The sequence below is a fragment of the Pseudomonas sp. B21128 genome (assembly GCF_044218865.1).
GTDB lineage: Bacteria > Pseudomonadota > Gammaproteobacteria > Pseudomonadales > Pseudomonadaceae > Aquipseudomonas > Aquipseudomonas iridis.
In genome coordinates this window covers 838,965-865,083 of sequence record NZ_CP162590.1, presented here as the reverse complement: position 1 = coordinate 865,083, position 26,119 = coordinate 838,965, and the positions used below count along the sequence as shown (strand labels likewise).

Sequence of the window (26,119 nt, the reverse complement as noted above, 5' to 3'; positions counted from 1 at the left end):
CATGTGGGAGCGAGCTTGCTCGCGAAGACGGAGTGTCAGTCGACATCGGTGTTGGCTGACACTGCGCATTCGCGAGCAAGCTCGCTCCCACATTTGTATCTGGTGCCTCCAAATCCGCTTGTATGCACATGTCTAGCCGCGACACCCCCGGATTCACTCCGTCAGTCATATCACCTCTCGTGTTTCTGTTTCGCGCCCGCGTGCCTATAATGGCTGCCTTTTTCGCCCAATGATTTTGCGGAGCTGGTGATGGCCGAACGTAAGGCTTCTGTCGAGCGCGACACTCTGGAAACCCAGATCAAAGCCTCGATCAACCTTGATGGCACCGGAAAGGCCCGATTCGATATCGGTGTTCCTTTTCTTGAGCACATGCTGGATCAGATTGCCCGTCACGGGTTGATCGACCTGGATATCGAATGCAAGGGCGATCTGCATATCGACGACCACCACACGGTGGAAGACGTCGGTATCACCCTCGGCCAGGCTTTCGCCAAAGCCATCGGCGATAAAAAAGGCATCCGTCGCTACGGCCACGCCTATGTACCGCTCGATGAAGCGCTGTCGCGCGTGGTGATCGATTTCTCCGGTCGTCCGGGCCTGCAAATGCACGTGCCGTACACCCGCGCCACTGTTGGCGGCTTCGACGTTGACCTGTTCCAGGAATTCTTCCAGGGCTTCGTCAACCACGCGCTGGTCAGCATGCACATCGACAACCTGCGTGGCACCAACACTCACCACCAGATCGAAACCGTGTTCAAGGCTTTCGGCCGCGCGCTGCGCATGGCTGTCGAGCTCGACGAGCGCATGGCCGGGCAGATGCCATCGACCAAAGGCGTTCTGTAATGCAGACGGTTGCAGTTATCGATTACGGCATGGGTAACCTGCACTCGGTGGCCAAGGCCCTCGAGCACGTCGGCGCCGGTAAAGTGTTGATCACCAGTGATGCGGACGTGATCCGCGAAGCTGACCGCGTGGTGTTTCCGGGTGTCGGCGCGATTCGCGATTGCATGGCGGAGATCCGTCGCCTCGGGTTTGATTCGCTGGTGCGTGAAGTCAGCCAGGACCGTCCGTTCCTCGGCATCTGTGTCGGCATGCAAGCCTTGCTCGATACCAGCGAAGAGAACGACGGCGTCGACTGCATCGGCCTGTTCCCGGGCGCGGTGAAGTTCTTCGGCAAAGACCTGCATGAAGACGGCGAACACCTGAAAGTCCCGCACATGGGCTGGAACGAGGTGAAGCACAAGGTCAGTCACCCGCTGTGGCACGACATTCCGGACATGGCGCGTTTCTATTTCGTGCACAGCTACTACATTGCCGCCGCCAACGCGCGGCAGGTGGTGGGCGGCGGTCATTACGGTGTGGATTTCGCTGCAGCGCTGGCCGATGGTTCGCGGTTCGCCGTGCAGTTTCACCCGGAGAAGAGCCATACCCATGGCCTGCAATTGCTGCAGAACTTCGCTGCGTGGGACGGTCGCTGGTAAATGGCTGCCAAGAAGTCCAGACCGCCGATCCTGACCCTCACTCCCGAACAGGAGAACGAGGCCAATCACAAGATCAAGCGGTTCATGGAGGATCGTTTCGAACTGGACCTGGGTTCGTTCGAAGCGGCAGAAATTCTTGAGCTGTTTACCCGCGAAATTGCTCCGCACTATTACAACAGGGCGATTTTCGATGTGCAGACCCACCTCAAAGAGCGGTTTGAAAGCATCGAAAGCGACCTGTGGGCGCTCGAAAAAAATTAGGAGCAGCTGCAAGCTTCAAGCTGTCAGCTGCAAGAATCAGACACACGTGCGCGCTTGCAGCTTAAAGCTTGCAGCTTGCAGCTCTTTGACGAAGGAAAAGCATGCTAATTATTCCTGCTATCGATCTTAAAGACGGTGCCTGCGTGCGTCTGCGCCAGGGCCGCATGGAAGATTCCACGGTGTTCTCCGATGACCCGGTGAGCATGGCTGCCAAGTGGGTGGAGGGCGGCTGCCGTCGTCTGCATCTGGTCGACCTGAACGGCGCCTTCGAAGGCCAGCCGGTCAACGGCGAAGTGGTTACCGCCATCGCCAAACGCTATCCGAACCTGCCGATCCAGATCGGCGGCGGGATTCGCTCGCTGGAAACCATCGAGCACTACGTCAAGGCTGGCGTGAGCTACGTGATCATCGGCACCAAAGCCGTGAAAGATCCGGCCTTCGTCGCCGAAGCGTGCCGCGCGTTCCCGGGCAAAATCATCGTCGGCCTCGACGCCAAGGACGGTTTTGTCGCCACTGACGGCTGGGCTGAAATCAGCACCGTGCAGGTCATCGATCTGGCCAAGCAGTTTGAGGCCGACGGCGTGTCTTCGATCGTTTATACCGACATCGCCAAAGACGGCATGATGCAAGGCTGCAACGTACCGTTCACCGCTGCGCTGGCTGCTGCAACCAAGATCCCGGTGATCGCTTCCGGCGGTATCCACAACCTCGGTGACATCAAGTCGCTGCTCGACGCCAGGGCGCCGGGCATCATCGGCGCCATCACCGGCCGCGCGATCTATGAGGGCACTTTGGATGTTGCAGAGGCTCAATCTTTTTGTGATGGCTACGCGGCCAGCTCCAAGTTGTAAGCTGCAAGCTGCAAGTTAGAAAATCGACCGTGATCGGCTTTTTCTTGCAGCTCGTAGCTTGAAGCTTGCAACTCTTAATCGGAGATTAGGCCCATGGCGTTAGCCAAGCGCATCATCCCTTGCCTGGACGTGGATAACGGCCGGGTCGTCAAAGGTGTGAAGTTCGAGAACATCCGCGACGCCGGTGACCCGGTGGAAATCGCCCGTCGTTATGACGAGCAGGGCGCCGACGAGATTACCTTTCTCGATATCACCGCCAGCGTCGATGGCCGCGACACCACGCTGCACACCGTCGAGCGCATGGCCAGTCAGGTGTTCATCCCGCTGACCGTTGGCGGCGGCGTGCGCACCGTGCAAGACATTCGCAACCTGCTCAATGCCGGCGCGGACAAGGTGTCGATCAACACCGCAGCCGTGTTCAACCCGGAATTCGTTGGCGAAGCCGCGCAGCACTTCGGCTCGCAGTGCATCGTCGTCGCCATTGATGCGAAGAAGGTTTCCGGCCCGGGCGAAACCCCGCGCTGGGAAATCTTCACCCACGGTGGACGCAAGCCGACCGGTTTGGACGCGGTCGAGTGGGCGAAGAAAATGGAAGGCCTGGGTGCCGGTGAGATCCTGCTGACCAGCATGGATCAGGACGGCATGAAAAACGGTTTCGACCTCGGCGTGACCCGTGCCATCAGCGATGCACTGGGCATTCCAGTGATCGCTTCCGGTGGTGTCGGCAACTTGCAGCACTTGGCCGACGGCATTCTTGAAGGCCACGCCAGCGCAGTGTTGGCGGCGAGTATTTTCCACTTCGGCGAATACACTGTGCAGGAAGCCAAGGCCTATATGGCCCATCGCGGGATTGTGATGCGCTAAACGCCACGGATGGGGCGGCGCCGCTTGGCGGTTCAGATCGATCGTCAAGCGGCCAGGTCATCAATCTGTGCCAGAGCGTTGCAGCTGATCTGTACGGACCTCTGAAGTGCTTAGATTCCGATCCATGGTGTAACTGCACAGCGTCAATGGCAGAGCATCGAGCGGTACCAGAAAGCTGTCGCCTATCTTGGTGTAGGACATGGGATCGACAACTGCGCAGTCAGTTGCTCCCACGGGGCCGGCGTATATCTGAGTCCAGTTATTGCGATCGTCGGGTTCACGATATTTGATTAAAAGATAATCAGCGTCAGGCGTGATTTCAGGTGTCGGTTCGGGCAACCTGCTTGCAACAGCGTCGACGAGACGTGCGGCCAGGATTTGTACGTTTTCAAGTGAGCCGACGGTGAGTTGTTGCTCCACGGAGTCGGTGCCCACAACACACAGATAATATAAACCAGCCTCGCGGCCGATCGGTGTATCTATCATTCCGCCTAGTGTACTTACGGCATCGTTGTAGTGTGCTGGTGAATAACAGTCCTGTGCATCACGTACAGTTTTTGATCGATAGAAGTTTCTATTCATAGAATATTGGATGCCCCAAGCCGGTGTTTTAATATCGCTGGCAGCAGGAGTTTTATGAAGGGCAATATCTGTATGGTTTTTAGACCTGAAGTCGAAGTTGGGTTTTAACCTGCACGACGATGCATCAATATTGAACCGCCCTTCAGTGAAGCAGGACATGAGGTAATCAGCTGCAAAACTTTGGCTGGCCTGATCGGGCAAGATCGATCGGCTATCGCGATTGCCGCAGAGCCCATGCCAAAAGCACAAGTCATCGGCCGTGATGCCGTAAGTGGTCCCGGACATGACTCCGGTCACTTCGCCTGTCGTCGCATCCAGCACAGCAGAGCCCGATGAGCCCGGTTCAATGCCTTTGCAGTTCTGTTTCTGATAGCGCGTATGAACGGTCGAGAATTTGATCAGCGTGGTATCCGCCTGTTCCTGCGTGCAGGTAGAAAGTCGCAGTCCGGGGGCGCTGGCGGGTGCCCCGATGACCTGAACCTGCATGGGGCTGTCAGGTGCGGCGGAGGCGGTTTTCAGCGGGTTTATGCCGTCGTCGAGCAGCGTTTCAAATGAGCTCTCAAGCTGCATGATTGCGACATCGGTGCCGGCCAGACTTGCCCACTTGACCTTTTGAATCTCGTAGCGCTTTGCGCCTTCCAGAGTGTCTTGAAAGTACTTGAACTGCACTTGGCCCTGATAAGGCGCATCGACTGCTGTTCCCATGCGCAGTGAAGCGCAGTGTGCACTGGTCAATACATAGGCCGGGCCTTGCGCATTGCTATCGCCATCGCGAGTGTCGAGCAGGAAGGCTGTGCAATATCTTCTGGTTCCTCTGAGGATTTGCCCAATGCCATTCAAGTGACTGTTTTCACCCTTGGCATTATTCAATAACAGGGGTTCTGGTGCTTCGGGCACAGGCTGTGCACAAGATGTCTGGGTAAGACAAAGCAATAACAGGAAGAAGACGGATAGCATTTTACTTTTATATTTCATGACCGATCCTTGGCCTGTTTTTAAGCTGAGAGTTAGATGGGCGGTTGTAGTTGAAAGAGTTTAAGTTAAGTAGTTTGGTATGCGTTGTTGGTTGTGTGCCCAGTTGTAAGCGTACTCTTTCTGTCAGATGTTTTTTATTTGATTTTCTGTACCCTGCCAGATGAAAGAGCGCCAACTGGAATCAGTCCGATGAGTACCGCGAGATTCGGATGCGCTAAAACGGTACAGGCCAGTGGACAGCATGGCGTGCCCAAGGCACTCTTGGGCACGCCATGGATTTCGGTAGCCCGACATGATCAAACGCCTGCTTCTTGTTCTTGCCAGTGCCTCTGTGTTGCTGCTCAACACCGTCCGGGCCGAAAACAGCCCCGACACTGATCTGGTGCTCCTCACCGAAAATTTCCCGCCCTACAACATGGCGAAGAACGGCAAGAATTTCGCCCAGGGCGACAACATCAACGGCATCGCTACCGACATCGTTCGCGAGATATTCCAGCGTGCCGGCGTCACTTACAGCCTGACCCTGCGGTTCCCCTGGGAGCGGGTGTACAAACAGGCGCTGGAAAATCCCGGTTACGGCGCCTTCGTGATGGCGCGTCTGCCGCATCGCGAAAAACTCTTCAAGTGGGTCGGTCCGATCGGCCCCGACGACTGGATCCTGTTGGCCAAGGCTGACAGCAAGATCACCCTCGAAACCCTCAATGACGCGCGCAAGTACACAATCGGCGCCTATAAAGGCGACGCGATTGCCGAGACGCTGACAAAGCAAGGTTTGAAGCCCGTGGTCGTGCTGCGCGATCAGGACAACGCCAAGAAACTGGTCAGCGGACAGATTGATCTGTGGGCAACGGGAGATCCTGCCGGGCGTTACCTCGCGCGGCAGGAGGGTGTGACGGGGCTGAAAACGGTGCTGCGCTTCAATAGCGCCGAGTTATACCTGGCGTTAAACAAGGACGTCTCCGATGACGTCGTCGCCAGGCTGCAGGACGCGCTCGATCAACTGCGCAAAGAAGGTGTAGTGGACGAAATCATGGCGCGGTATCTGTAGTGCTGGACACCTCCGCTTCCGGTGTTACGCCCGCGTTCTCGTTATCAACCGGGATGTCCACGACCGTTGCCTCTTCCGGTTCCGCTACGGGAGCGATAATGGCTGCCGGCGCCCCTGGCGTGTACTGGCTGATGTGCAAGCTGCGGCCATCTATGAAATGCGTGTATACCGCGCTGGTGCCGTCCGAGCGCACCAGCCTGTAGTCGCTCTGGATCAGATAAACCGCCACTGCTTTATTGCCATCCACAACCGCGACAACGTCGATGGGTGAGGTGTCGAGCCATTCTCTGGCAGGTATTTCGCATTGAGCCAGATCAGAGTTCAGCCGCGCCGAAAACAGAAACGGATCGGGCTGTTGGCTGGTCCATTGGGCGCCGAACTCGACTGAAGTGATTCTGGAAAATGCCCATTGGCCTCTTGTTCCCTGCGCGCGTTGGGCCGACCACCTGAACGTCGTGCTTTCTTGCCCGGTGTTGTGACCATGACCGATGAGGATGTACTGATCCGTGCGTTCCAGTTGGTAGGACGGTGAGTGTTGTCGCTGCTCAAGCGGCGTGAACAGCGGGTCTTTCACTGCAAACCAGGGAAGTCTGGCGATGAAAGTCGGCTGATCAGGCTCGTTAAGAGGTGTCGGCATTTCTCCAAGAAGCACTGGCGCTGTTGGCTTCGGATTGATTTGAAGCGGGATGTGCATGCGCAACGAGTAAACAAGAAAATTCTCCGGTAACGAATGGCCGCTGGACCCGATAAAAATGCCCGGAGCCAGGTGTATTTCACCCGATGCGGCGGCAGGTGGAACGGCACTCCAGGTGCTGACGCTCTTCACTGCACCGCTGCCCTTGTCGTTCCATATCGGCACGCAGGCGGCTGACGCGCTCACCAAGTCGGCGCGCACGCAACGTACGGCGTTGCGAGAGGGCTTCTCGTAATGGCTGGAACACACAGATCCGAGGGCCACATAACCCTCCGGCGGGATGGGGCGCCAGATCGAACCGCTTTTGGTTGCGCCCGAGCCCAAGTCATTCCAGATCAGCTCGTAGTCGACAGGCGCGGCGAGTGCCTTGCCTTTGTCGGGATCGGTGCCCTGCGTGGTCGCCTCGCACACGACGGCCACGATTTTTCTGTCGTCGATGTTTTGCCGGCCAAGAACGGCAACGTCGCCCAATGGAAAATAGCCGGGCAACACGTCGGGGGCTGGGGTGGGGCGCCAGAAGGAGGCCTGTACCGAGTCTGAACCGTAGGTATCCCAGATACTCCGGTACTCGGTTGTGAAGTCGATCAGCAGGTTGTCCACCCTGATGGGCGCTCTTTGCCAATCGGATGGTGCAGTGTTGTCTAGGGTAGTCATGATCAATCCTGATAGTTGAAAAAGCGACTCAACGGAGTCGCGACCTGTTGGAGGTCTCACTATCGGAATTTGGGTGATGCTGCTGGTGGTATCTATATATCGTATGGAATTACCGATACGTCCCGTCTTTGCCATGACCGGCCATGGCGCGATTGCTGCGCACGCTGATCATTTGTTTGATGTCGATCCAATCAATGCCTTGAGCCTTGAGCTTGGGTAACTCTCGCTCCAGCACGGCCAGCGTTTGTGGGTAAGGATGGCCGATCATTACCGCTGAACCCTGTTTGCGCGCGAGGCTGATCGCGGTCTGCAACTGGGTGAAGATCGCCGCCTCGGTGCGCTCGTCATCGAGAAAAACATCGCGCGAAACACTCGCCAGATCAATCTTCTGCGCTTGCTGCGCAGCCACGGTCTGCGCACTGGTGCGGCTGTCGACGAAGAACTTGTGACGGCGCTGCAATTCCCCCATCAACCAGGCCATTGCCTCCGGTTGCGCCGTCATTCGGCTGCCCATGTGGTTATTGATGCCAGCGGTGTAGGGGACCATTTTGAACGCGGCGTTCAGGCGCTTTTCGAGTTCTTCGATGGGCAGTTCGGGATGCCAGGCGTACGGGCCGGTCGCCGGATCCATCGGCATGTGCAAGATGACGATCTTGCCGGCACGATGGGCTTCACGGGCGAACTCGGTGGCGTGGGGGGTGTCGGGCATGATCGCCGCGGTCACCGGGCCGGGCAGGGCCAGCACACGGCGATCCCGGGGCAGGCTTTGCCCCAGGTCGTCGATGATCAGTGTCAGGTAGGCTTTGTGAGGCGTAGAGCCGGCGGGTTGTGCGTGAGCAGCACCCGCCAGACAGCACAGCAGAACCAGGACGAAACGCAAAGACATCCTCAGCGGCCGGACGTAATGCTCAGGCCTTTGAGCAGGCTCAGGGCCTGGGCCAGTTGGTAATCGTCATCCTGCGGCATGGCCTTGGCCTTGCCTGCGGAACCGCTTGGTTTGTCGGCGCCGCCGTTGCCGTTGCCCAAGTGGCCCTGCAGATCGGCTTCCTTGAAGTATTCGCTGTCCGCCTCGCTGGTGATCTTGGCTTTGCGCACTTCGATGTCCGGGACGATGCCCTGGGCCTGGATCGAGCGGCCATTGGGCGTGAAGTACAGCGCGGTGGTGATCTTCAGTGCGCGGTCGTTGTTCAGCGGCAGCACGGTTTGTACCGAGCCTTTGCCGAAACTGGTGGTGCCCATGACCACGGCGCGTTTCTGGTCCTGCAGGGCGCCGGCGACGATTTCCGACGCCGAGGCGCTGCCACCGTTGATCAGCACGACCATCGGCACTGCTTCGCTTTCGTCTTTGCCGGTGGCAGAGAAGCGCAGCTCGGAGTTGGCGATCCGGCCTTTGGTGTAGACGATCAGACCTTTGGTGATGAAGTGGTCGACCACTTCCACCGCGGCCTGCAACACGCCACCCGGGTTGTTGCGCAGGTCAAGAATGATGCCGTTGAGCTTCTTGCCGTTGTCCTTGCGCATCTTCGCCAGGGCCTTGGAGACCTCATCGCCGGTCTTGACCTGGAACTGAGTGATGCGGATATAGCCGTAGCCCGACTCCAGCAGCTGCGACTTGACACTCTTCACCTGAATCACGGCGCGCGCCAGGGTCACGTCGAATGGCGGGCCACCGTCGCGTACCAGGGTCAAGGTGATTTTCTGGCCGATCTTGCCGCGCATCTTGTCCACGGCTTCGGTCATGGTCTGGCCGCGAGTCGGCTGACCGTTGATCTTGACGATGAAGTCGCCAGCCTGAATGCCGGCCTTCGACGCAGGCGTGTCATCGATTGGCGAGACGACCTTGATAAAGCCGTCTTCGGCGCCGACTTCAATGCCCAGGCCGCCGAACTCGCCGCTGGTGCTTTCCTGCAGCTCGGTGAAGTCTTCAGGGCCCAGGTAAGCCGAGTGCGGATCAAGGTTGCTGAGCATGCCCTTGATCGCGTTTTCCAGCAGGGTCTTGTCGTCCACCGGCTCGACGTATGCGGCTTTGATCCGGTCCATGACCTCGGCAAAGGTGCGCAACTCTTCCAGCGGCAGCGGGGCCTTGGAGGTCGCAGCTGTGCCTGCCGGAGCGACGGCCGGAGCCGGTTGAGCGGCAAACGCCAGAGGCGCGCCGATCACCAGGGCGATCGTCAGGGCCAGCGAGGTAAGGCGGGACAAATGCAGCATGTCGAACAAACTCCTGAATTAGGCGGTGCGCTTATCCTTGCGCACGACACCATTGCGCCGGATCACTCGGGTGACCCTGCTGACGAATTGCGAAATACAGCGCTGATGTGTCCTGACCGCCACTGTTACCGACAGTAGAGATGGACTCACCGGCTTTAACCACGTCACCCGCCGACTTGAGCAGTGTCTGGTTGTGACCGTAAAGACTCAGAAAACCATTGCCGTGATCGAGGATCACCAGCAACCCGGCGCCCCGCAGCCAATCGGCAAACACCACGCGCCCACCGTGTACGGCATGCACCTGGCTGCCGGCGGAGGCGCTGATCATCACGCCATCCCACTTGGTACGGGCGTCATCGCCACGGCTTTCACCGAAGCGTGCCAGCAGTCGACCATCAACCGGCCATGGAAGTTTTCCCCGGGTGGCCGCGAAAGCCCCGCCAAAGGTTTCGCCGCTGCTGGAAACCAGTGCGCCGGGAGACGATTTGACAGGTTTTCGTGGAGCGTCGCTGGTGTCCGATTCTGCATCCGCGTGGGCTTGCGCCTCACGCAAACGCTTTTTTTCCGCTTCCTGCTGGGCGATCAGCGCTTTTTTTCGCGCTTCTTCTGCCTCACGGGCCTGACGGGCCAGGGTTTCTTCAATGGTCTTGAGGACTTTAGACAGGTCTGCCTGATCCTGCTCGCGGGCGGCGAGTTTCTGGTCGCGAGCCTTGACGTCCTCGTTGAGCTTGGCCAGCACTTGCTGGCGCTCCTTGCGAACTGTTTCGAGTTCGTCGCGCTGAGTGTCGAGGTCGCTTTTCTGGACCAGCAATTGCGCTTGCTGCAAGCCGATGTCTTTTTCGACATTCGCCAGCTGGCGCAGGGTTTCGTTGAAGTTCTTCAGCTGCTCCAGGCGAGCCTGGCTCAGGTAATCGTAATAGGTGAGGGTGCGGGCGAACTTCTCGGGGTTCTGCTGGTTGAGCAGCAGTTTGAGGTACTCCTGACGGCCGTTCTGATAAGCCGCACGGGCCTGAATGGCGATCAGTCGTTGCTGTTCAGTGCGCGCGCTCTGGAGTTTTTTTTTCTCTGCATCGAGTCGTTGCAGCTCGGATTCGCTTTTCTGCAGTTCTTTCTGCAGCGCATCGACCTGCTTCTGCAACTTGCCCAGCTCGGTCTCAGTGCCCTTGAGCTGTTTCTGCACGCCGGACTTTTCTTCCTGAACCTTGCTCAGCAGCTTTTTCAGCTCGGCAATGTCCTGACGCGTGGCGTCCAGCTGCTGTTGGGTTTGCGCGCGCTCGTCAGCGAAGGCCGGTTGGAGCAGGCAGGTCAGAGCGAGGGCAATCAGGACGCGAAGCATAGGGGCGGGCGGCACCAGGGTAATGGACGGCCTAGTATGCCCGCCCGAGGCTGCAAAAAAAACGCCCAATTGGGGCTGTGTGATAACTGGAGCGCCAGACGGGATTAATTCCATTTGGAAAACCCCATAAACCCCTGTGGGAGCTGGCTTGCCAGCGATGGCGTCTGACCATTCAACAGAGTTGTTGGCTGTCAGATTGCTATCGCTGGCAAGCCAGCTCCCACAGGGTTGAGCGGTGTTTTGAGACCGCGGATTACACCAGAATCGAAGTCCCGGTCATTTCCACCGGTTTTTCCAGGCCCAGCAACTTGAGCATGGTCGGTGCCACATCCGCCAGCACGCCGCCTTCACGGACCTTGAGGTCACGCTTGCCGACGTAAATGAACGGCACCGGCTCGGTGGTGTGTGCGGTGTGCGCCTGGTGCGTTTCTTCATCGGCCATTTTTTCGACGTTGCCGTGGTCAGCGGTGATCAGCGCTTCGCCGCCCACCTTGTCCAGTGCTTCGACGATGCGCCCGACGCAAGTATCCAGGCATTCAACCGCTTTCACTGCCGCGTCAAACACGCCGCTGTGGCCGACCATGTCGCCGTTGGCGTAGTTGACCACGATCACGTCGTAGCGCTGGTTTTCAATGGCGTCGACGATGCGGTCGGTCACTTCCAGTGCACTCATTTCCGGCTGCAAGTCGTAAGTGGCGACTTTCGGCGACGGGATCAGGATGCGTTCTTCGCCCGGGAACGGTTCTTCACGGCCGCCGGAGAAGAAGAAGGTGACGTGCGCGTATTTCTCGGTTTCAGCGATGCGCAGCTGGGTTTTGCCGTTTTTTGCCAGATAGTCGCCCAGCACGTTTTCCAGGCTGCCCGCAGCGAACGCCGACGGCGCAGGAATGCTCGCGGCGTATTGCGTCAGCATGACGAAACCGGCCAGTTTTGGCTGACGCGCGCGTTCGAAATCCTTGAAATCGTCTTCGACAAAAACGCGCGTCAGCTCGCGAGCACGGTCGGCGCGGAAGTTCATGAACACCACGGCGTCACCGTCTTCGACTTTGACCGGCTCACCGATGGTGGTGGCTTTGACGAATTCGTCGCTCTCGCCACGGGCATAAGCGGCGTCCAGGCCTTCCTGAGCGGTGGCAGCGTTGAATTCGCCGTTGCCGTCGACGATCAGGTTGTACGCCTGGGCCACGCGATCCCAGCGGTTGTCACGGTCCATGGCGAAGTAGCGGCCGACGATGCTGGCGATGCGGCCCTTGCCGAGGGCCTGGAACGTCGCATCAAGCAGTTCGATCGACGAAGCGGCGCTTTTTGGTGGCGTGTCGCGGCCGTCGAGGAAGGCGTGCAGGTAGATTTTTTCGGCGCCGCGCTTGAAGGCCAGTTCGGCCATGGCGATCAGGTGATCCTGGTGGCTGTGCACGCCGCCCTCCGACAGCAGGCCCATGAAGTGCACGGCTTTGCCGGCAGCCACGGCTTTGTCCACAGCGGCGCAGATGGTCGGGTTCTCGAAGAACTCGCCGTCGCGGATCGATTTGGTCACGCGGGTGAAGTCCTGATACACCACACGACCGGCGCCGAGGTTCATGTGGCCGACTTCGGAGTTGCCCATCTGGCCGTCCGGCAGACCGACGTCCATGCCGCTGCCCGAGATCAAGCCGTTCGGCTGGTTGGCCGTCAGGCGATCCAGCACAGGCTTCTTCGCCGCAAAAACGGCATTGGATTCGGGGCTGTCGCTGTGACCGAAGCCGTCGAGAATGATCAGGACCAAAGGTTTAGGCGTGGTAGTCATGGAATCCACTCGTGGCTAATAAAGAAGAGGGCGATGGAAAAGGGAGTTGGAGTTTAAAGCGAAGTTCCGACCGCGTCACCGCCGGACGGGGTTTGGCCCACCATAGTGGCTGTGTATACTGGCCGACATTTTAACGCCCTGGAACCTCCTTCGATGGTTGCTCACCTGATTGAATTTGCCACTAACCACTACATTCTTGTCGGTATCTTCGTCGTACTGCTGGCTCTGCTGCTGGCGCACACGATGCAGGGGGGCGGTAAAAGCCTGAGCACCGGTGAGCTGACCGCACTGGTCAACAAAGACGCGGGCGTGGTGGTAGACATTCGCACAGCCAAGGATTTCGCTGCCGGCCACATCGTTGGCGCGGTGAATATTCCCCAGGACAAACTGGCCGCACGCGTCGCCGAGCTGGAAAAGCACAAGGCCAAGACCATCATTCTGGTCGATGCCCTGGGCCAGACCGCTGGCACCCATGCCCGCGAACTGATGAAATCCGGCTTCACCGCCGCCAAGCTGTCCGGCGGGATCTCCAGCTGGAAAGGCGACAACCTGCCGTTGGTGAAGTGACATGAGCGAAGTCATCGTCTACTCCAGCGATTACTGCCCTTACTGCTCGCGAGCCAAGTACCTGCTCGAGAACAAAGGCGTGGCCTTCAAAGAGATCAAGGTCGATGGCAAGCCGCAGGTGCGTGCCGAAATGACCCAGAAAGCCGGACGCACGTCCGTGCCGCAGATCTGGATCGGCAGCAAGCACATCGGCGGCTGTGACGATTTATTCGCCCTGGAGCGCGCCGGCAAGCTCGACGCGCTGCTCAAGGCCTGAACGGCTGCACCCACGTACAGCAATCCCTAAAGACCCAAGATCAGAAAGGATCTGAGATGACTGACCAACAGAACACTGCAGCCAGCGAAGAAGAAACCGCACCGCAATTCTCCTTGCAGCGCATCTACGTACGCGACCTGTCCTTCGAAGCCCCGAAAAGCCCGGCGATCTTTCGCCAGCAGTGGGACCCGGCGGTCGGTCTGGATCTGAACACCCGTCAGAAAGAACTGGAAGGCGATTTCTACGAAGTCGTGCTGACCCTGTCTGTCACCGTGAAAAACGGTGAAGAAGTCGCCTTCATCGCTGAAGTGCAACAGGCCGGTATCTTCCTGATCAAGAACCTGGACGCGGCTTCGATGAGCCACACCCTGGGTGCGTTCTGCCCGAACATCCTGTTCCCGTACGCGCGCGAAACCCTGGACAGCCTGGTAACCCGCGGTTCGTTCCCGGCGCTGATGCTGGCTCCGGTGAACTTCGATGCCCTGTACGCGCAAGAGCTGCAGCGCATGCAGGAAAGCGGCGAGACGCCAACCGTACAATAACGGCGCCGATACCTATCGCGGGCAAGCCCGCTCCCACAGGTTCTGCACATTCCTGTGGGAGCGGGCTTGCCCGCGATTTGTTTGTGTCAGGCGAAAATTACTTGAAGTCGTTCTGCCGCCACGCTTCATACACGGCCACCGCCACGGTGTTGGACAGGTTCAGGCTGCGGCAGCCTTCACGCATCGGCAGGCGCAGGCGCTGTCCGGCAGGCAGGGCGTCGAGCACTTCGGGTGGCAGGCCTCGGCTTTCCGGGCCGAAGATGAACGCATCGCCCGGCACGAACGCCGCATCATGAAACGGCCGCGAACCCTTGGTGGTGAACGCGAACAGGCGTGGATTGCCTAAACTTTCCAGGCAACTGGCGAGGTCGGCGTGGCGTTGCAGCGTGGCGTATTCGTGGTAGTCGAGACCGGCCCGACGCAGGCGCTTGTCGTCCATCTCGAAGCCCAGCGGTTCGATCAAATGCAGGTGGCAGCCGCTGTTGGCGCACAGCCTGATAACGTTGCCGGTATTCGGCGGAATTTCTGGTTGAAAAAGGATGACGTGAAACATGCACGGCTCCGAAGGTAAAGATGACGCGCATTCTACGCCGCTAGCGGACTCGCGTTCGAAACTATTCCCGCGGGTGATCGGTTCGCTGGCGATTGTCGGTTTGATGATCGGTTTGATGATTGGCCGCCTTACCACGCCAGATCCGAGCGTATTGCAGCAGGTCGACGTGACTGAAAGCGGATTGGTGGTGTGGTTCAACAACGAACCGAAACTGCACGGCGAGATCATCGACGGCACGGTGGCGCTGTTGTTTCAGGCTGATGGGCGGGCGCAGAAAGGCCAGCTCAAGCTCAATGGCAAAGATGTGAATTGGCGTTTGCGAATGAGTGATGGCGGGTTGTTGCTGACGGTGCTGGCGGCGCGACCGCTGCAGGGAGATTGGGCCGGCAGCGAGGTCGATGACCGCTGGCGGCTGGAGATTCACCTGCGAGAGTAATAAAAGCGGGAATCCCTGACCTGCCTGTATCAGGGTTCCCAAAAGGCTGGACTTCGCTCAAAGCGTCTGTCCGGTGTAAAGAGGGAACCCCCGGCCTGCCTGTACCAAGGATCCCAAAAGGGTGAGCTCGTCGCGTCGCGTTGCGGTGCGAGCCCGATGTAAAGAGGGGAATCCCCGGCCTGCCTGTACCAAGGTCCCCGAAACGGGTGGTGAAACGAATCACCTGTAATCGGTATTGCAGGGGGCGTGCCAGGTTTCAATTTTTTGAAACAAAAGCAGCTGTCGGAAACACGAAAGCCCCGGATTACGGGGCTTTCGTGTTTTTGAAGTTGGTGTTTTGCGGTGGTTTTGATTTGTGTAGTCAGCCGCCGGATATGCTCGATTGCGGGTCAAAGTGCCTTACGGTGGTGCACGGCTGAATTGCCCTCACCCTAACCCTCTCCCAGAGGGAGAGGGGACTGACCGAGGGATACTAAAGAGATACGCCGACCTGAAAGTCCGTCGCCGAACTCAGGTTTTGAAAAGCATGAAGATCTGTTCCCTTTCCCCCTCTCCCATTGGGAGAGGGCTGGGGTGAGGGGCTGGATTCAGAATGCAGCGAAGGATTGGAGCGAACGAGGTTTTTACCCCTCATCCCCCTCATCATCATCCCCGCCATCGACTTTCATCCCCAGTTCCTTGATCTTGCGCGTCAGGGTATTTCGTCCCCAACCCAGCAAGACCGCGGCATCACGACGACGCCCGGCGGTATGCTTCAGAGCCGTCTCGATCATGATCCGCTCAAACGCCGGCACCGCGCTGTCGAGCAGGTTCGACTGGCCACGCGCCAACGCCTGATCGGCCCACTGGCGCAGCGCTTGCTCCCAGTTGGTCACTGGCGCCGAATCCTGCGGCAGGTTGAGCAACTCTGGCGGCAAGTCGCTGATGTGCACTTCGCGCCCGGACGCCATGACCGTGATCCAGCGGCAGGTGTTCTCCAACTGACGCACGTTGCCGCCCCACGGCAGGTTTTTCAGGTACTCCTCAGTCTCGCTTTTCAGCAACTTCGGCTCGACCGCCAGTTCCTGCGCAGCGCGGCTGAGGAAGTGCCGGGCCAGCGTCGGGATGTCTTCGCGACGATCCGACAGGCGCGGAATGTGGATGCGGATCACGTTGAGGCGGTGGAACAAGTCCTCACGGAATTTCCCGGCGTGCACCAGGGTTTCCAGATTCTGGTGAGTCGCGGCGATGATCCGCACGTCAACCTTGACCGGCACATGGCCGCCAACGCGATAGAACTCGCCATCGGCCAGCACCCGGAGCAGACGGGTTTGGGTGTCCGCCGGCATGTCGCCGATTTCATCGAGGAACAACGTGCCGCCGTCGGCCTGTTCGAAACGCCCGCGACGCAGGTTGGCCGCGCCGGTGAACGCGCCTTTCTCATGGCCGAACAGCTCGGATTCCATCAGGTCCTTGGGGATCGCCGCCATATTCAGCGCGATGAACGGCGACGCCGCACGCGGGCTGTGACGGTGCAGAGCGTGGGCCACCAATTCTTTACCAGTGCCGGATTCGCCGTTGATCAGCACGGTGATGTTGGAATGACTCAAGCGCCCGATGGCACGAAACACTTCCTGCATCGCCGGCGCTTCGCCGATGATTTCAGGGGTGCGGGTCAGTGCTGGCACGACCTGCAGGCCTTGCTGTTCTTGTGCGTGCTGATTCGCGCGCTTGACCAGCGACACCGCCTCATCAACGTCGAACGGCTTTGGCAGGTACTCGAACGCACCGCCCTGATAGGAGGCGACAGCGCTGTCCAGATCGGAGTGAGCGGTCATGATGATGACCGGCAGCCGTGGGTGCTGCTCACGAATCCGCGCCAATAGGTCCAGACCGCTGGCACCCGGCATGCGGATGTCGGAGATGATCACGTCTGGCTGTTGACGGGCCAGGCGACTCATCACGCCATCGGCGCTGTCGAAGCTTTGGGTGGTCATGCCTTCTTGCTGCAGGGCTTTTTCCAGAACCCAACGGATAGAACGGTCGTCATCGACGATCCACACGGTTTCACTACGGCTCATGTCGATGTGGCTCCTTGTTCCAGTGGCAGAAAGATCGAGAACGTGGTGTGGCCTGGATGGCTGTCACATTCGATCAGGCCCTGGTGCTGGCTGATGATGTTCTGGGTGATGGCCAGGCCCAGCCCGGTACCGTCCGGGCGGCCGCTGACCATGGGAAAGAAAATGGTTTCCTGCAGTTCCGCCGGAATGCCCGGGCCGTTGTCGATGATCTCGATCTTGGTCACCAGACGATGGCGGACGTGGCCGATGGTGAACTGGCGCATGGTCCGGGTTCGCAAGCTGATGCGGCCCAGACGCAGCTCGTTCTGGCTGCTGATCGCCTGCATCGCATTGCGCACGATATTCAGCACAGCCTGAATCATTTGCTCGCGGTCGATCAACACGTCGGGAATGCTTGGGTCGTAATCGCGCACCAAGGTGATGCAGCCCTGGCTTTCGGCTTCGACCAGATGGCAGACGCGCTCGAGCACCTCGTGAACGTTGCACATGGCCAGCGACGGCAACTTGTTCGAACCCAGCATGCGGTCGACCAGATTGCGCAGGCGATCGGCCTCTTCAATGATCACGTTGGTGTAATCGCGCAGGCTTTCTTCCGGCAGCTCGCGGGCCAGCAATTGCGCAGCGCCACGGATGCCGCCGAGCGGGTTCTTGATCTCGTGGGCGAGGCCGCGCACCAGCATCTTGCTGGTTTCCTGCTTCGACAGCTGCGCCTCTTCCTTGGTGATCCGCAGCAGGCGATCACGCGGGTGGACTTCCAGCAGGAGCAAAGTCGCGCCGTTGTTGAGGATAGGCGTCACCGCATAATCCACCGTCAGGGTCTGACCGGTGAGGGCGGTGAGCATGGCTTCGCGCTTGGTGAACGGGTGCGCCTGTTCCACGGCCTGGCGCAACGAATTAAGCGCCTCGGCGGACTCGGTGAACAGCTCACTGATGAACTGCCCATGGCTGCGCTGACCACTGATGGCCAGCAGCATCTCCGCCGCCGGGTTCATGTACTCGAGGCGCAATTCGGCATCGAGCAAGATGGTGGCAGTGGTCAGGTTGTCGAGCAGCAAGCGTGGGATTGCGTCGCTAATAGTCATCAAGGCCTCTTTTGGGGGCGGAGCGTGCGCAAGAAACAAGCGTGTTTAGAGGGAAAATGCAAAAACCAAACCAAGGCTCCGAAAAGAAGCGTTCAACCCCTGAAACGGGCGTTCGACGCTCGTTTGCGTGGCGTTCTGCCAGCTTGAACGGGAAGTTTCGAACCAAAATGGGATGGAATGTGAGTACGGTGCACTGTATTGCACCAATATAGTGCGCAAAGTCGAGTAGCGTTAGAAGACACGCAGGAAGGAATTTTTCGGCTCTTCGGGTTTGTCTTTCAGCGGACACTCGGGACGCACGCCGTAGTCCTCCGTAACGCAGGGCTTGACCTGGCGCTTTTGCGCAAGCGAGATGCGCAGCATGTGGAAGGGCTGGTTGGCGGTGCGCTCGACGGTGCGGCCCTGTGCATCAAGAATTTCTACCGAGAGGCTGTGGCTGCCACGGTCGATATTGCTCAGCGGAAAAACCGGACTGACGCCGGGCTCGCCCGTGGCCTTGCCGTCCAGCAGCAAGCGATAAAAATGGCCCTTTTGCAGGCGAGGCTCGCTGGTGATACTGACGATCAGCTCACCGGCGCTGCTGCGAATGGTCGCGTCGGGCTCGGGCACCAGAACGCGCAGCATGTCGTAATGGAACGGAGGTTGTTCCGGCGATTTTTTCGCGGTGGTCATCGGCGCAGCCGCCGTGGGCGTAGCCGGCATGCGATTACTGGTGGCCAGCGGCACCCGCTTGGCGTTGCCGCGTGGCTGATCGGTGTAGACACGATTGCCCTGCGCATCGATATAAGTGAACACCTCGGCCGAAGCGTGCAGCGCTGTCATGGCCAGCCCGGCGATCAGCCATGCGCGGATCATGGCTTGTGCACCCGTTGCACGGTGAAGACTACTGGCGGGCTCTGCTGGACGATCGTTTCGCCGTCGATCACCTGCACGGCCAGACGATGTTCGCCGCGATCGACATTCACCAGTTGCAGGATCGGCACGTTGCTCGGCTGCCCGTAAGACTCGTCGTCCAAAACCAGTCTTAATTGATGTGGCGGTTGCAGGCGCGGCTTGATCAGCACATTGACGGTGAAGGTGCCGTTGTTGGCGCGCAGGGCTTCTTCAGTGGGTAGGCCGGCCAGTTCCAGCACCTCATAAGCGTTGCGCTCAGGCTGGCGGTTGTCCGTCTCGACCGCTGGCGGCGTGCTCGGCGATTGCGACTCGACACGGTTGAGCGGCGGCAACTCCACCGGCTGCGCGTCGACGCCGTCCGGCGAATGATCGCTGTACACCGTTTGGCCGTTGGCATCGGTGTATTTGTAGATCTGCGCGTGGGCGGGCAGAGCGAACAACAGGAGAAGGTAGAGATAGGTGCGACCCATGAAATCGACCGGATTGGATACGATGGGGTGCAGCATAGGCCAGTCGCGGCGGTTGGCCCAATTTGGTACATATCTGGTAATGCGCTCACCCTAACCCTCTCCCAGAAGGAGAGGGGACCGACAGTGTTGATTTCTTGGAATACATCGACCTGAACGACCACCATGTCCGCAGGCTTGGCCAGCCCGGGCTCAGTAGTGGAGTCGCAGGTCGGCGTAGAACACCCAGTCACTCCGGTCAGTCCCCTCTCCCTCCGGGAGAGGGTTAGGGTGAGGGGTTTTTTTGATCTGCAATAAAAAAGGCCTCCCGAAGGAGGCCTCTTTTTGTCACGCCGCGTAGCGCGGCGCTACCGGATCAGCAGCTGTAGTACAGCTCATATTCCAGTGGGTGTACGAAGGTGCGGACCTTGATTTCTTCTTCGGATTTCAGCGCGATGTAAGCGTCGATGAAGTCGTCGGAGAACACGCCGCCCTTGGTCAGGAACGCACGGCCCTTGTCCAGCTCTTCCAGGGCTTCTTTCAGGCTGCCGCAAACTTGTGGGATCTCTTTCGCCTCTTCAGGCGGCAGGTCGTACAGGTTTTTGTCAGCGGCATCGCCTGGGTGGATCTTGTTCTGGATACCGTCCAGGCCGGCCATCAGCAGTGCTGCGAAAGCCAGGTACGGGTTGGCAGCCGGGTCCGGGAAACGTGCTTCGATACGACGGCCTTTAGGGCTGTTGACGTATGGAATACGGATCGAGGCGGAACGGTTGCGGGCCGAGTAGGCCAGCATTACCGGCGCTTCGAAGCCTGGCACCAGACGCTTGTAGGAGTTGGTGGCCGGGTTGGTGAAGCCGTTCAGTGCCTTACCGTGCTTGATGATACCGCCGATGAAGTACAGAGCGGTTTCGGACAGGCCGGCATAGCCTTCGCCCGCGAAGGTGTTCTTGCCATCTTTGGAGATGGACATGTGTACGTGCATACCCGAACCGTTGTCGCCGTACAGCGGCTTCGGCATGAAGGTAGCGGTGCGGCCGTAAGCGTCGGCAACGTTGTGTACAACGTATTTCAGAGTCTGAACTTCGTCAGCTTTCTTCACCAGGGTGTTGAACTTGACACCGATTTCGTTCTGACCGGCAGTCGCCACTTCGTGGTGGTGAACTTCAACGGTCTGGCCCATTTCTTCCAGTGCGTTGCACATGGCAGTACGGATTTCGTGGTCGTGGTCGAACGGCGGAACCGGGAAGTAGCCACCCTTGATACCAGGACGGTGACCCTTGTTGCCGCCTTCGATGTCCTGGTCGGACATCCAGGAACCTTGTTCGGAGTAGATCTTGAACATCGAGCCGGAGATGTCCGACTTGAATTTCACTTCGTCGAAAATGAAGAATTCTGGCTCTGGGCCGGCGAAGACGGTGTCACCGATACCGGTGGTCTTCAGGTATTCCTCGGCGCGGTGAGCAATGGCGCGCGGGTCGCGATCGTAGCCTTGCATGGTCGACGGTTCGATGATGTCGCACACCAGGATCAGGGTGGCGTCTTCGGTGAACGGGTCGAGAACGGCAGTTTCGTCGTCCGGCAGCAAAATCATGTCGGAGGCTTCGATGCCTTTCCAGCCAGCGATGGAGGAACCGTCGAACATCTTGCCGACTTCGAAGAAATCGTCTTCCAGCGCATCGCGAGCCGGCATGGTCACGTGGTGCTGAGTGCCTTTGGTGTCCGTGAAGCGCAGATCAATCCACTTGACGTCATGATCTTTGATGAGTTGAACCGACTTCGACATAGTGTCCTCCGGGTGAATTAGGGCGGGTAGTGGATGCCCTTAATAGTGGTGATGCCGGCGCGAATACTCTGCCAAGGCAACCTGCCTCACAAGGGAGCAAATTGCATGCCAGTGCCCCAGCATGGGTTTTATGCCCCATATTCACGCTTATTAAGGTGCAAAACCTCTTAATGCAGAAATTAACGCCCTCTAATGTAGCGCCTCAATCTGAAAATGACCCGTTTTGGTGCATGCAAAACCTTCTGCACATTAACTGGTTAAACCTTGAGCAATTTCCGCTATAATCCGCGCCCCCCTTTTTCGGCTGGCCCTGCGCGCGCTGTTTTCATGAAACTAATCGTAAAAGTCTTCCCCGAGATCACCATCAAGAGTCGACCTGTCCGGACGAAATTCATCCGCCAGTTGGCCAAAAACATCCGCGCCGTGCTCCGCGATCTGGACCCGGCTGTGGTGGTGAACGGTGTGTGGGACAACCTCGAACTGGAAACCCGTGTTACCGACGCCAAAGCCCTTAAAGAAATGGGCGAGCGCCTGACGTGCATGCCGGGCATCGCACACTTTTTGCAGATCGACGAGTACCCGCTGGGCGACTTCGACGACATCACCGAGAAGTGCAAACAGCACTACGGCGATGCGCTGGCGGGGAAGGTTTTCTCGGTGCGCTGCAAGCGTGCAGGCAAGCACGTGTTCAGCTCGATGGACGTCGAAAAATACGTCGGCAGCAAGCTGCGCCGTGAGTGCGGCGCCGCTGGAATCGACCTGAAAAAGCCGGAAATCGAAGTCCGCATGGAAATTCGCGACAAACGGTTGTTTGTCATCCATAGCCAGCACAACGGCATCGGCGGTTACCCGCTCGGCGCTTTGGAGCAGACGCTGGTATTGATGTCTGGCGGCTTTGACTCCACCGTTGCGGCCTACCAGATCATGCGCCGCGGCCTGATGGCGCACTTCTGCTTCTTCAATCTGGGCGGTCGTGCCCACGAATTGGGCGTGATGGAAGTCGCGCACTTCATCTGGAAGAAGTACGGCAGCTCGCAACGCGTGCTATTTGTCAGTGTGCCGTTCGAAGAAGTGTTGGGCGAAATTCTCGGCAAAGTCGATAACAGTCATATGGGCGTCGTATTGAAGCGTATGATGTTGCGCGCGTCCTCTGTCATCGCCGACCGCCTGAGCATCGATGCACTGGTCACCGGCGAAGCGATCTCCCAGGTCTCGAGCCAGACGCTGCCGAACCTGTCGGTGATCGACTGCGTGACTGACAAGCTGGTGCTGCGCCCGCTGATCGTCGCGCACAAACAGGACATCATCGACACGGCCAACGAAATCGGCACTGCCGATTTTGCCCGGCACATGCCGGAGTACTGCGGGGTCATCTCGGTCAATCCGAAGACCGCCGCCAAGCGTGGCCGCGTTGAACACGAAGAGAAAGAATTCGACATGGCGGTGCTCGAGCGTGCGCTCGCCAACGCCAAACTGGTCGCCATTGATCGAGTCATCGATGAATTGGGCCAGGACTTGCAGATTGAAGAAGTCGGCGAAGCGCTGGCCGGTCAGATCGTCATCGACATCCGTCACCCGGATGCCGCTGAAGACGAACCGCTGGAGCTTGCCGGCATAGAGGTACAGACGATGCCGTTCTATGCAGTGAACGCACGTTTCAAGGAACTGGACCCTACTCGCCAGTACCTGCTGTATTGCGACAAAGGCGTGATGAGTCGCCTGCATGCCCACCATTTGCTCAGTGAGGGGCATGCCAATGTGCGCGTTTATCGACCGAGCTAAGTGCCCGGGGCTGTTTGCCTGTGGCCTGCGTCACCGGCCCCCCGACACCGCCGTCAAGCTGTAACGGCCATGCCGGACACTACTGCTAATCGCTGCCAAGACTTGTCAGCAAACCGAATCCTCTGATCGAGATACACAAGTGATCGAAAATCTACGCAACATCGCCATTATTGCCCACGTTGACCATGGTAAAACCACCCTGGTAGACAAACTCCTGCGTCAATCCGGCACTCTGGAGCGCAACGAGCTCAACGACGAGCGCGTGATGGACTCCAACGACCAGGAAAAAGAGCGCGGTATTACCATTCTGGCGAAAAACACCGCCATCAACTGGAACGGCTACCACATCAACATCGTGGACACCCCGGGCCACGCCGACTTCGGCGGCGAAGTTGAACGTGTAATGTCGATGGTTGACTCCGTTCTGCTGCTGGTTGACGCTCAAGACGGTCCTATGCCGCAAACCCGTTTCGTGACCAAGAAGGCTTTCGAAGCCGGCCTGCGTCCGATTGTGGTCATCAACAAGGTTGACCGTCCAGGCGCGCGTCCGGACTGGGTTCTGGACCAGATCTTCGACCTGTTCGACAACCTCGGTGCTACCGAAGAACAACTGGACTTCCAGGTTGTTTACGCCTCGGCCCTGAACGGCATTGCCGGTCTGGATCACACCGACATGGCTGAAGACATGACCCCGCTGTACCAAGCGGTAGTCGACCACGTTCCAGCGCCAAAAGTTGACCGTGAAGGTCCGTTCCAGATGCAAATCTCGGCACTGGACTACAACAGCTTCCTGGGTGTTATCGGCGTTGGCCGTATCGCTCGTGGTAGCGTCAAGCCGAACACTCCGGTTGTGGCTATCGGTGCCGACGGCAAGAAGCGTAACGGTCGTATCCTGAAGCTGATGGGTCACCACGGTCTGCACCGTATCGACGTTGAAGAAGCTTTCGCAGGCGATATCGTTTGCGTCAGCGGTATGGACTCGCTGTTCATCTCCGACACCCTGTGCCACCCGGACACTGTCGAGGCGATGAAGCCTCTGACCGTCGACGAGCCAACCGTTTCGATGACCTTCCAGGTAAACGACTCGCCATTCTGCGGTAAAGAAGGCAAGTTCGTGACGTCCCGTAACATCAAGGACCGTCTGGACAAAGAGCTGCTGTACAACGTTGCTCTGCGCGTTGAAGAAGGCGACACCGCTGACAAGTTCAAGGTGTCCGGCCGTGGTGAGCTGCACCTCTCGGTACTGATCGAAACCATGCGTCGCGAAGGCTTCGAACTGGCCCTGGGCCGTCCGGAAGTGATCATTCGTGAAGTAGACGGCGTCAAGCAAGAGCCGTTCGAAAACGTGACCATCGACATCCCTGAAGAAGCTCAGGGCAAAGTGATGGAAGAAATGGGCCTGCGTAAGGGCGACCTGAGCAACATGGTGCCGGATGGCAAAGGCCGTGTGCGCCTGGAATACAACATCCCTGCTCGTGGTCTGATTGGTTTCCGTAACCAGTTCCTGACCCTGACCAACGGTGCTGGCATCCTGACCTCGATCTTTGATCGCTACGACACCGTCAAGTCGGGCCACATGTCCGGCCGTCAGAACGGCGTTCTGGTTTCGGTTGAAACCGGCAAGGCGCTGACCTACTCCCTGGAAACTCTGCAGGCGCGTGGCAAGCTGTTCGTTGAACACGGTCAGGAGATCTACACCGGTCAAATCGTCGGCCAGAACAGCCGCGACAACGACCTGGGTATCAACCCAACCAAAGGCAAGAAGCTCGACAACATGCGTGCTTCGGGTAAAGACGAAACCATCGCTCTGGTTCCACCAGTGAAGTTCACTCTGGAACAGGCTCTGGAATACATCCAGGAAGACGAGCTGTGCGAAGTTACTCCTAAGTCCATCCGTCTTCGCAAGAAGATCCTGGACGAAAGCGAGCGTACCCGCGCTGCCAAGAAAGCCAAGATCTAAGTATTTAGTTCAGGCTGAATGAAAACGCCCCCGGTCGCGAGACCGGGGGCGTTTTTGTTTGTCTGGGATTTGTGTAGAAGATCAAGAGCCCCTCACCCTAGCCCTCTCCCGGAGGGAGAGGGGACTGATCGGGGGATGCTTTAGCGATACGCCGAACTGATCGGGCTGTACCGAATCCATAATCGTCTGTGTGCTTCAGGTCGATGTACGGCGCAAGACAAATCGGTCGGCTCCCTCTCCCGGAGGGCGAGGAGACTGGATCGGGGGGATGCTTTAGCGATACGCCGACCTGATCGGGCCGTACCGAATCCATAATCGACGGGGTGCTTCAGGTCGATGTACGGCGCAAGACAACTCGGTCGGCTCCCTCTCCCTCGGGAGAGGGCTGGGGTGAGGGGCTGGATCTGAAACGCTGCGCAAATATCAGAACTTCTCGATCGCCCGAAAATTCTGCTCGCGCACCACTTCCTTCGGCTTGTACGCGCAATACCCTGGCCGTGGGCCAATCTTCGGGTGGTTGCGGCAAGTGTCCGGGCGTTTGTCATAAATGGTGCACAGGCGGCTCTTACGATCCAGGTAGTAGCAATCGTTGTTGCTCATGCGCTGGAGGGTGAAGATGCCCGACTTCTGATTGAAACGTTCAACCAGGCCTTCCTTTTGCAGACGCTTGGCGATGTTTTTCGGCGGATCGCCCAGTTCGAACTCGTCGACCACGCCGATGCGCACCAGATCCTTGATCTTGACCTCGACCGGCAGTGTGCAGCAGCTGGATATACAAGAGCCACACATCGGGGCCGTATATTTGGCCCACGTATCGAGACGATCGATCTCGGCGGCGGCAATCAGGTTGGGCTTCATCATCGGGAGTTACCAGGCGTGTGCATCAGGGCGCGCGATCATACCGGGACTGGTGGATTTTTGAACAACCTTTCGCCAGATTTTTTCTGCATGCAGGCAATTTGCCGAACAATTCGGCACGGCCCCTGCATTCATTAGCTCATCCGCCAAGGTAATGCCGGGC

Annotated in this window: 25 protein-coding genes; 12 read left to right on the top strand and 13 right to left on the bottom strand. The window is 58.5% G+C overall.

Annotation, left to right across the window (positions count from 1 at the left end):
- The first annotated feature begins 249 nt into the window (after positions 1–249).
- The 5 genes from hisB to hisF all read left to right on the top strand — a co-directional run bounded on the left by hisB (position 250) and on the right by hisF (position 3,457).
- Positions 250–843 carry an imidazoleglycerol-phosphate dehydratase HisB gene (hisB, locus tag AB4P91_RS03730; protein ID WP_042557195.1) on the top strand — a complete coding sequence of 198 codons (594 nt, stop codon included), beginning with the start codon at positions 250–252 and terminating at the stop codon, positions 841–843.
- Complete coding sequence (gene hisH, locus AB4P91_RS03725; protein ID WP_150593883.1) at positions 843–1,481, top strand: imidazole glycerol phosphate synthase subunit HisH; 639 nt, start codon at positions 843–845, stop codon at positions 1,479–1,481. Before hisB ends, hisH begins: the two co-directional genes overlap by 1 nt.
- Positions 1,482–1,742 (top strand): DUF2164 domain-containing protein, encoded by a 261-nt coding sequence (locus AB4P91_RS03720; RefSeq protein WP_150593884.1) that lies wholly within the window; start codon positions 1,482–1,484, stop codon positions 1,740–1,742.
- A 101-nt stretch (positions 1,743–1,843) separates the two neighbouring features.
- Complete coding sequence (gene hisA, locus AB4P91_RS03715) at positions 1,844–2,593, top strand: 1-(5-phosphoribosyl)-5-[(5-phosphoribosylamino)methylideneamino]imidazole-4-carboxamide isomerase (protein ID WP_042557197.1); 750 nt, start codon at positions 1,844–1,846, stop codon at positions 2,591–2,593.
- A gap of 93 nt (positions 2,594–2,686) precedes the next feature.
- Positions 2,687–3,457: an imidazole glycerol phosphate synthase subunit HisF gene (hisF, locus tag AB4P91_RS03710; RefSeq protein ID WP_007897430.1), complete on the top strand. Its 771-nt coding sequence runs from the start codon at positions 2,687–2,689 to the stop codon at positions 3,455–3,457.
- Positions 3,458–3,517: 60 nt separating this feature from the next.
- Here hisF and AB4P91_RS03705 read toward each other — a convergent pair whose 3' ends face one another.
- Positions 3,518–5,014, bottom strand: a complete 1,497-nt coding sequence (locus AB4P91_RS03705) for a trypsin-like peptidase domain-containing protein (RefSeq protein WP_395604339.1) — start codon at positions 5,012–5,014, stop codon at positions 3,518–3,520.
- A gap of 292 nt (positions 5,015–5,306) precedes the next feature.
- Here AB4P91_RS03705 and AB4P91_RS03700 point away from each other — a divergent pair, with 292 nt between their 5' ends.
- A complete protein-coding gene (locus tag AB4P91_RS03700) occupies positions 5,307–6,062 on the top strand; it encodes a substrate-binding periplasmic protein (RefSeq protein WP_395604338.1) in 756 nt (251 codons plus the stop codon).
- Here the strand turns inward: AB4P91_RS03700 and AB4P91_RS03695 are convergent.
- The 5 genes from AB4P91_RS03695 to gpmI form a co-directional block, all read right to left on the bottom strand.
- Positions 6,043–7,410 carry a Vps62-related protein gene (locus AB4P91_RS03695; RefSeq protein WP_395604337.1) on the bottom strand — a complete coding sequence of 456 codons (1,368 nt, stop codon included), beginning with the start codon at positions 7,408–7,410 and terminating at the stop codon, positions 6,043–6,045. The genes AB4P91_RS03700 and AB4P91_RS03695 overlap by 20 nt on opposite strands.
- Before the next feature lie 109 nt (positions 7,411–7,519).
- A complete protein-coding gene (locus AB4P91_RS03690) occupies positions 7,520–8,296 on the bottom strand; it encodes a divergent polysaccharide deacetylase family protein (protein ID WP_395604336.1) in 777 nt (258 codons plus the stop codon).
- 2 nt (positions 8,297–8,298) lie between these two features.
- Entirely contained in the window at positions 8,299–9,618 is a 1,320-nt protein-coding gene (locus AB4P91_RS03685; protein WP_150593889.1) for a S41 family peptidase, read from the bottom strand.
- A 31-nt stretch (positions 9,619–9,649) separates the two neighbouring features.
- Positions 9,650–10,954 carry a murein hydrolase activator EnvC gene (locus AB4P91_RS03680; RefSeq protein WP_150593890.1) on the bottom strand — a complete coding sequence of 435 codons (1,305 nt, stop codon included), beginning with the start codon at positions 10,952–10,954 and terminating at the stop codon, positions 9,650–9,652.
- A 253-nt stretch (positions 10,955–11,207) separates the two neighbouring features.
- Positions 11,208–12,737, bottom strand: coding sequence for a 2,3-bisphosphoglycerate-independent phosphoglycerate mutase (gpmI, locus tag AB4P91_RS03675; RefSeq protein WP_395604335.1), 1,530 nt, complete (start codon positions 12,735–12,737; stop codon positions 11,208–11,210).
- A gap of 153 nt (positions 12,738–12,890) precedes the next feature.
- Between gpmI and AB4P91_RS03670 the strand changes: the two genes are divergently transcribed.
- Genes AB4P91_RS03670 through secB form a run of 3 tightly spaced genes read left to right on the top strand, consistent with a single transcriptional unit; the run spans position 12,891 to position 14,102 of the window.
- A complete protein-coding gene (locus tag AB4P91_RS03670) occupies positions 12,891–13,304 on the top strand; it encodes a rhodanese-like domain-containing protein (RefSeq protein WP_042557204.1) in 414 nt (137 codons plus the stop codon).
- Position 13,305: 1 nt separating this feature from the next.
- Positions 13,306–13,560 carry a glutaredoxin 3 gene (grxC, locus tag AB4P91_RS03665; protein ID WP_150593892.1) on the top strand — a complete coding sequence of 85 codons (255 nt, stop codon included), beginning with the start codon at positions 13,306–13,308 and terminating at the stop codon, positions 13,558–13,560.
- A gap of 56 nt (positions 13,561–13,616) precedes the next feature.
- Positions 13,617–14,102: a protein-export chaperone SecB gene (gene secB, locus AB4P91_RS03660; protein WP_042557206.1), complete on the top strand. Its 486-nt coding sequence runs from the start codon at positions 13,617–13,619 to the stop codon at positions 14,100–14,102.
- A gap of 97 nt (positions 14,103–14,199) precedes the next feature.
- Here the strand turns inward: secB and AB4P91_RS03655 are convergent, their stop codons facing one another.
- Positions 14,200–14,655, bottom strand: a complete 456-nt coding sequence (locus AB4P91_RS03655; protein WP_150593893.1) for a tRNA (cytidine(34)-2'-O)-methyltransferase — start codon at positions 14,653–14,655, stop codon at positions 14,200–14,202.
- On the opposite strand from AB4P91_RS03655, the gene AB4P91_RS03650 reads away from it, so the two are divergent.
- On the top strand, positions 14,654–15,091 hold the full coding sequence (locus tag AB4P91_RS03650; RefSeq protein ID WP_150593894.1) for a hypothetical protein: 438 nt from the start codon (positions 14,654–14,656) through the stop codon (positions 15,089–15,091). The genes AB4P91_RS03655 and AB4P91_RS03650 overlap by 2 nt on opposite strands.
- A gap of 623 nt (positions 15,092–15,714) precedes the next feature.
- Here the strand turns inward: AB4P91_RS03650 and ntrC are convergent.
- The 5 genes from ntrC to glnA all read right to left on the bottom strand — a co-directional run bounded on the left by ntrC (position 15,715) and on the right by glnA (position 21,356).
- Entirely contained in the window at positions 15,715–17,151 is a 1,437-nt protein-coding gene (gene ntrC, locus AB4P91_RS03645) for a nitrogen regulation protein NR(I) (protein ID WP_042557208.1), read from the bottom strand.
- A complete protein-coding gene (gene glnL / locus AB4P91_RS03640) occupies positions 17,148–18,233 on the bottom strand; it encodes a nitrogen regulation protein NR(II) (RefSeq protein WP_150593895.1) in 1,086 nt (361 codons plus the stop codon). Before glnL ends, ntrC begins: the two co-directional genes overlap by 4 nt.
- Positions 18,234–18,464: 231 nt before the next feature.
- Entirely contained in the window at positions 18,465–19,088 is a 624-nt protein-coding gene (locus tag AB4P91_RS03635) for a DUF4124 domain-containing protein (RefSeq protein ID WP_395604334.1), read from the bottom strand.
- A complete protein-coding gene (locus tag AB4P91_RS03630; protein WP_395604938.1) occupies positions 19,085–19,597 on the bottom strand; it encodes a DUF4124 domain-containing protein in 513 nt (170 codons plus the stop codon). Before AB4P91_RS03630 ends, AB4P91_RS03635 begins: the two co-directional genes overlap by 4 nt.
- 352 nt (positions 19,598–19,949) lie before the next feature.
- Entirely contained in the window at positions 19,950–21,356 is a 1,407-nt protein-coding gene (glnA, locus tag AB4P91_RS03625) for a glutamate--ammonia ligase (protein WP_042557212.1), read from the bottom strand.
- Between the two features lie 327 nt (positions 21,357–21,683).
- Between glnA and thiI the strand changes: the two genes are divergently transcribed.
- Positions 21,684–23,138 carry a tRNA uracil 4-sulfurtransferase ThiI gene (thiI, locus tag AB4P91_RS03620; protein WP_150593900.1) on the top strand — a complete coding sequence of 485 codons (1,455 nt, stop codon included), beginning with the start codon at positions 21,684–21,686 and terminating at the stop codon, positions 23,136–23,138.
- A gap of 139 nt (positions 23,139–23,277) precedes the next feature.
- Positions 23,278–25,098, top strand: a complete 1,821-nt coding sequence (typA, locus tag AB4P91_RS03615) for a translational GTPase TypA (protein WP_042557214.1) — start codon at positions 23,278–23,280, stop codon at positions 25,096–25,098.
- A 423-nt stretch (positions 25,099–25,521) separates the two neighbouring features.
- Here the strand turns inward: typA and AB4P91_RS03610 are convergent, their stop codons facing one another.
- On the bottom strand, positions 25,522–25,959 hold the full coding sequence (locus AB4P91_RS03610; RefSeq protein ID WP_042557215.1) for a YkgJ family cysteine cluster protein: 438 nt from the start codon (positions 25,957–25,959) through the stop codon (positions 25,522–25,524).
- Between the last annotated feature and the right edge of the window lie 160 nt (positions 25,960–26,119).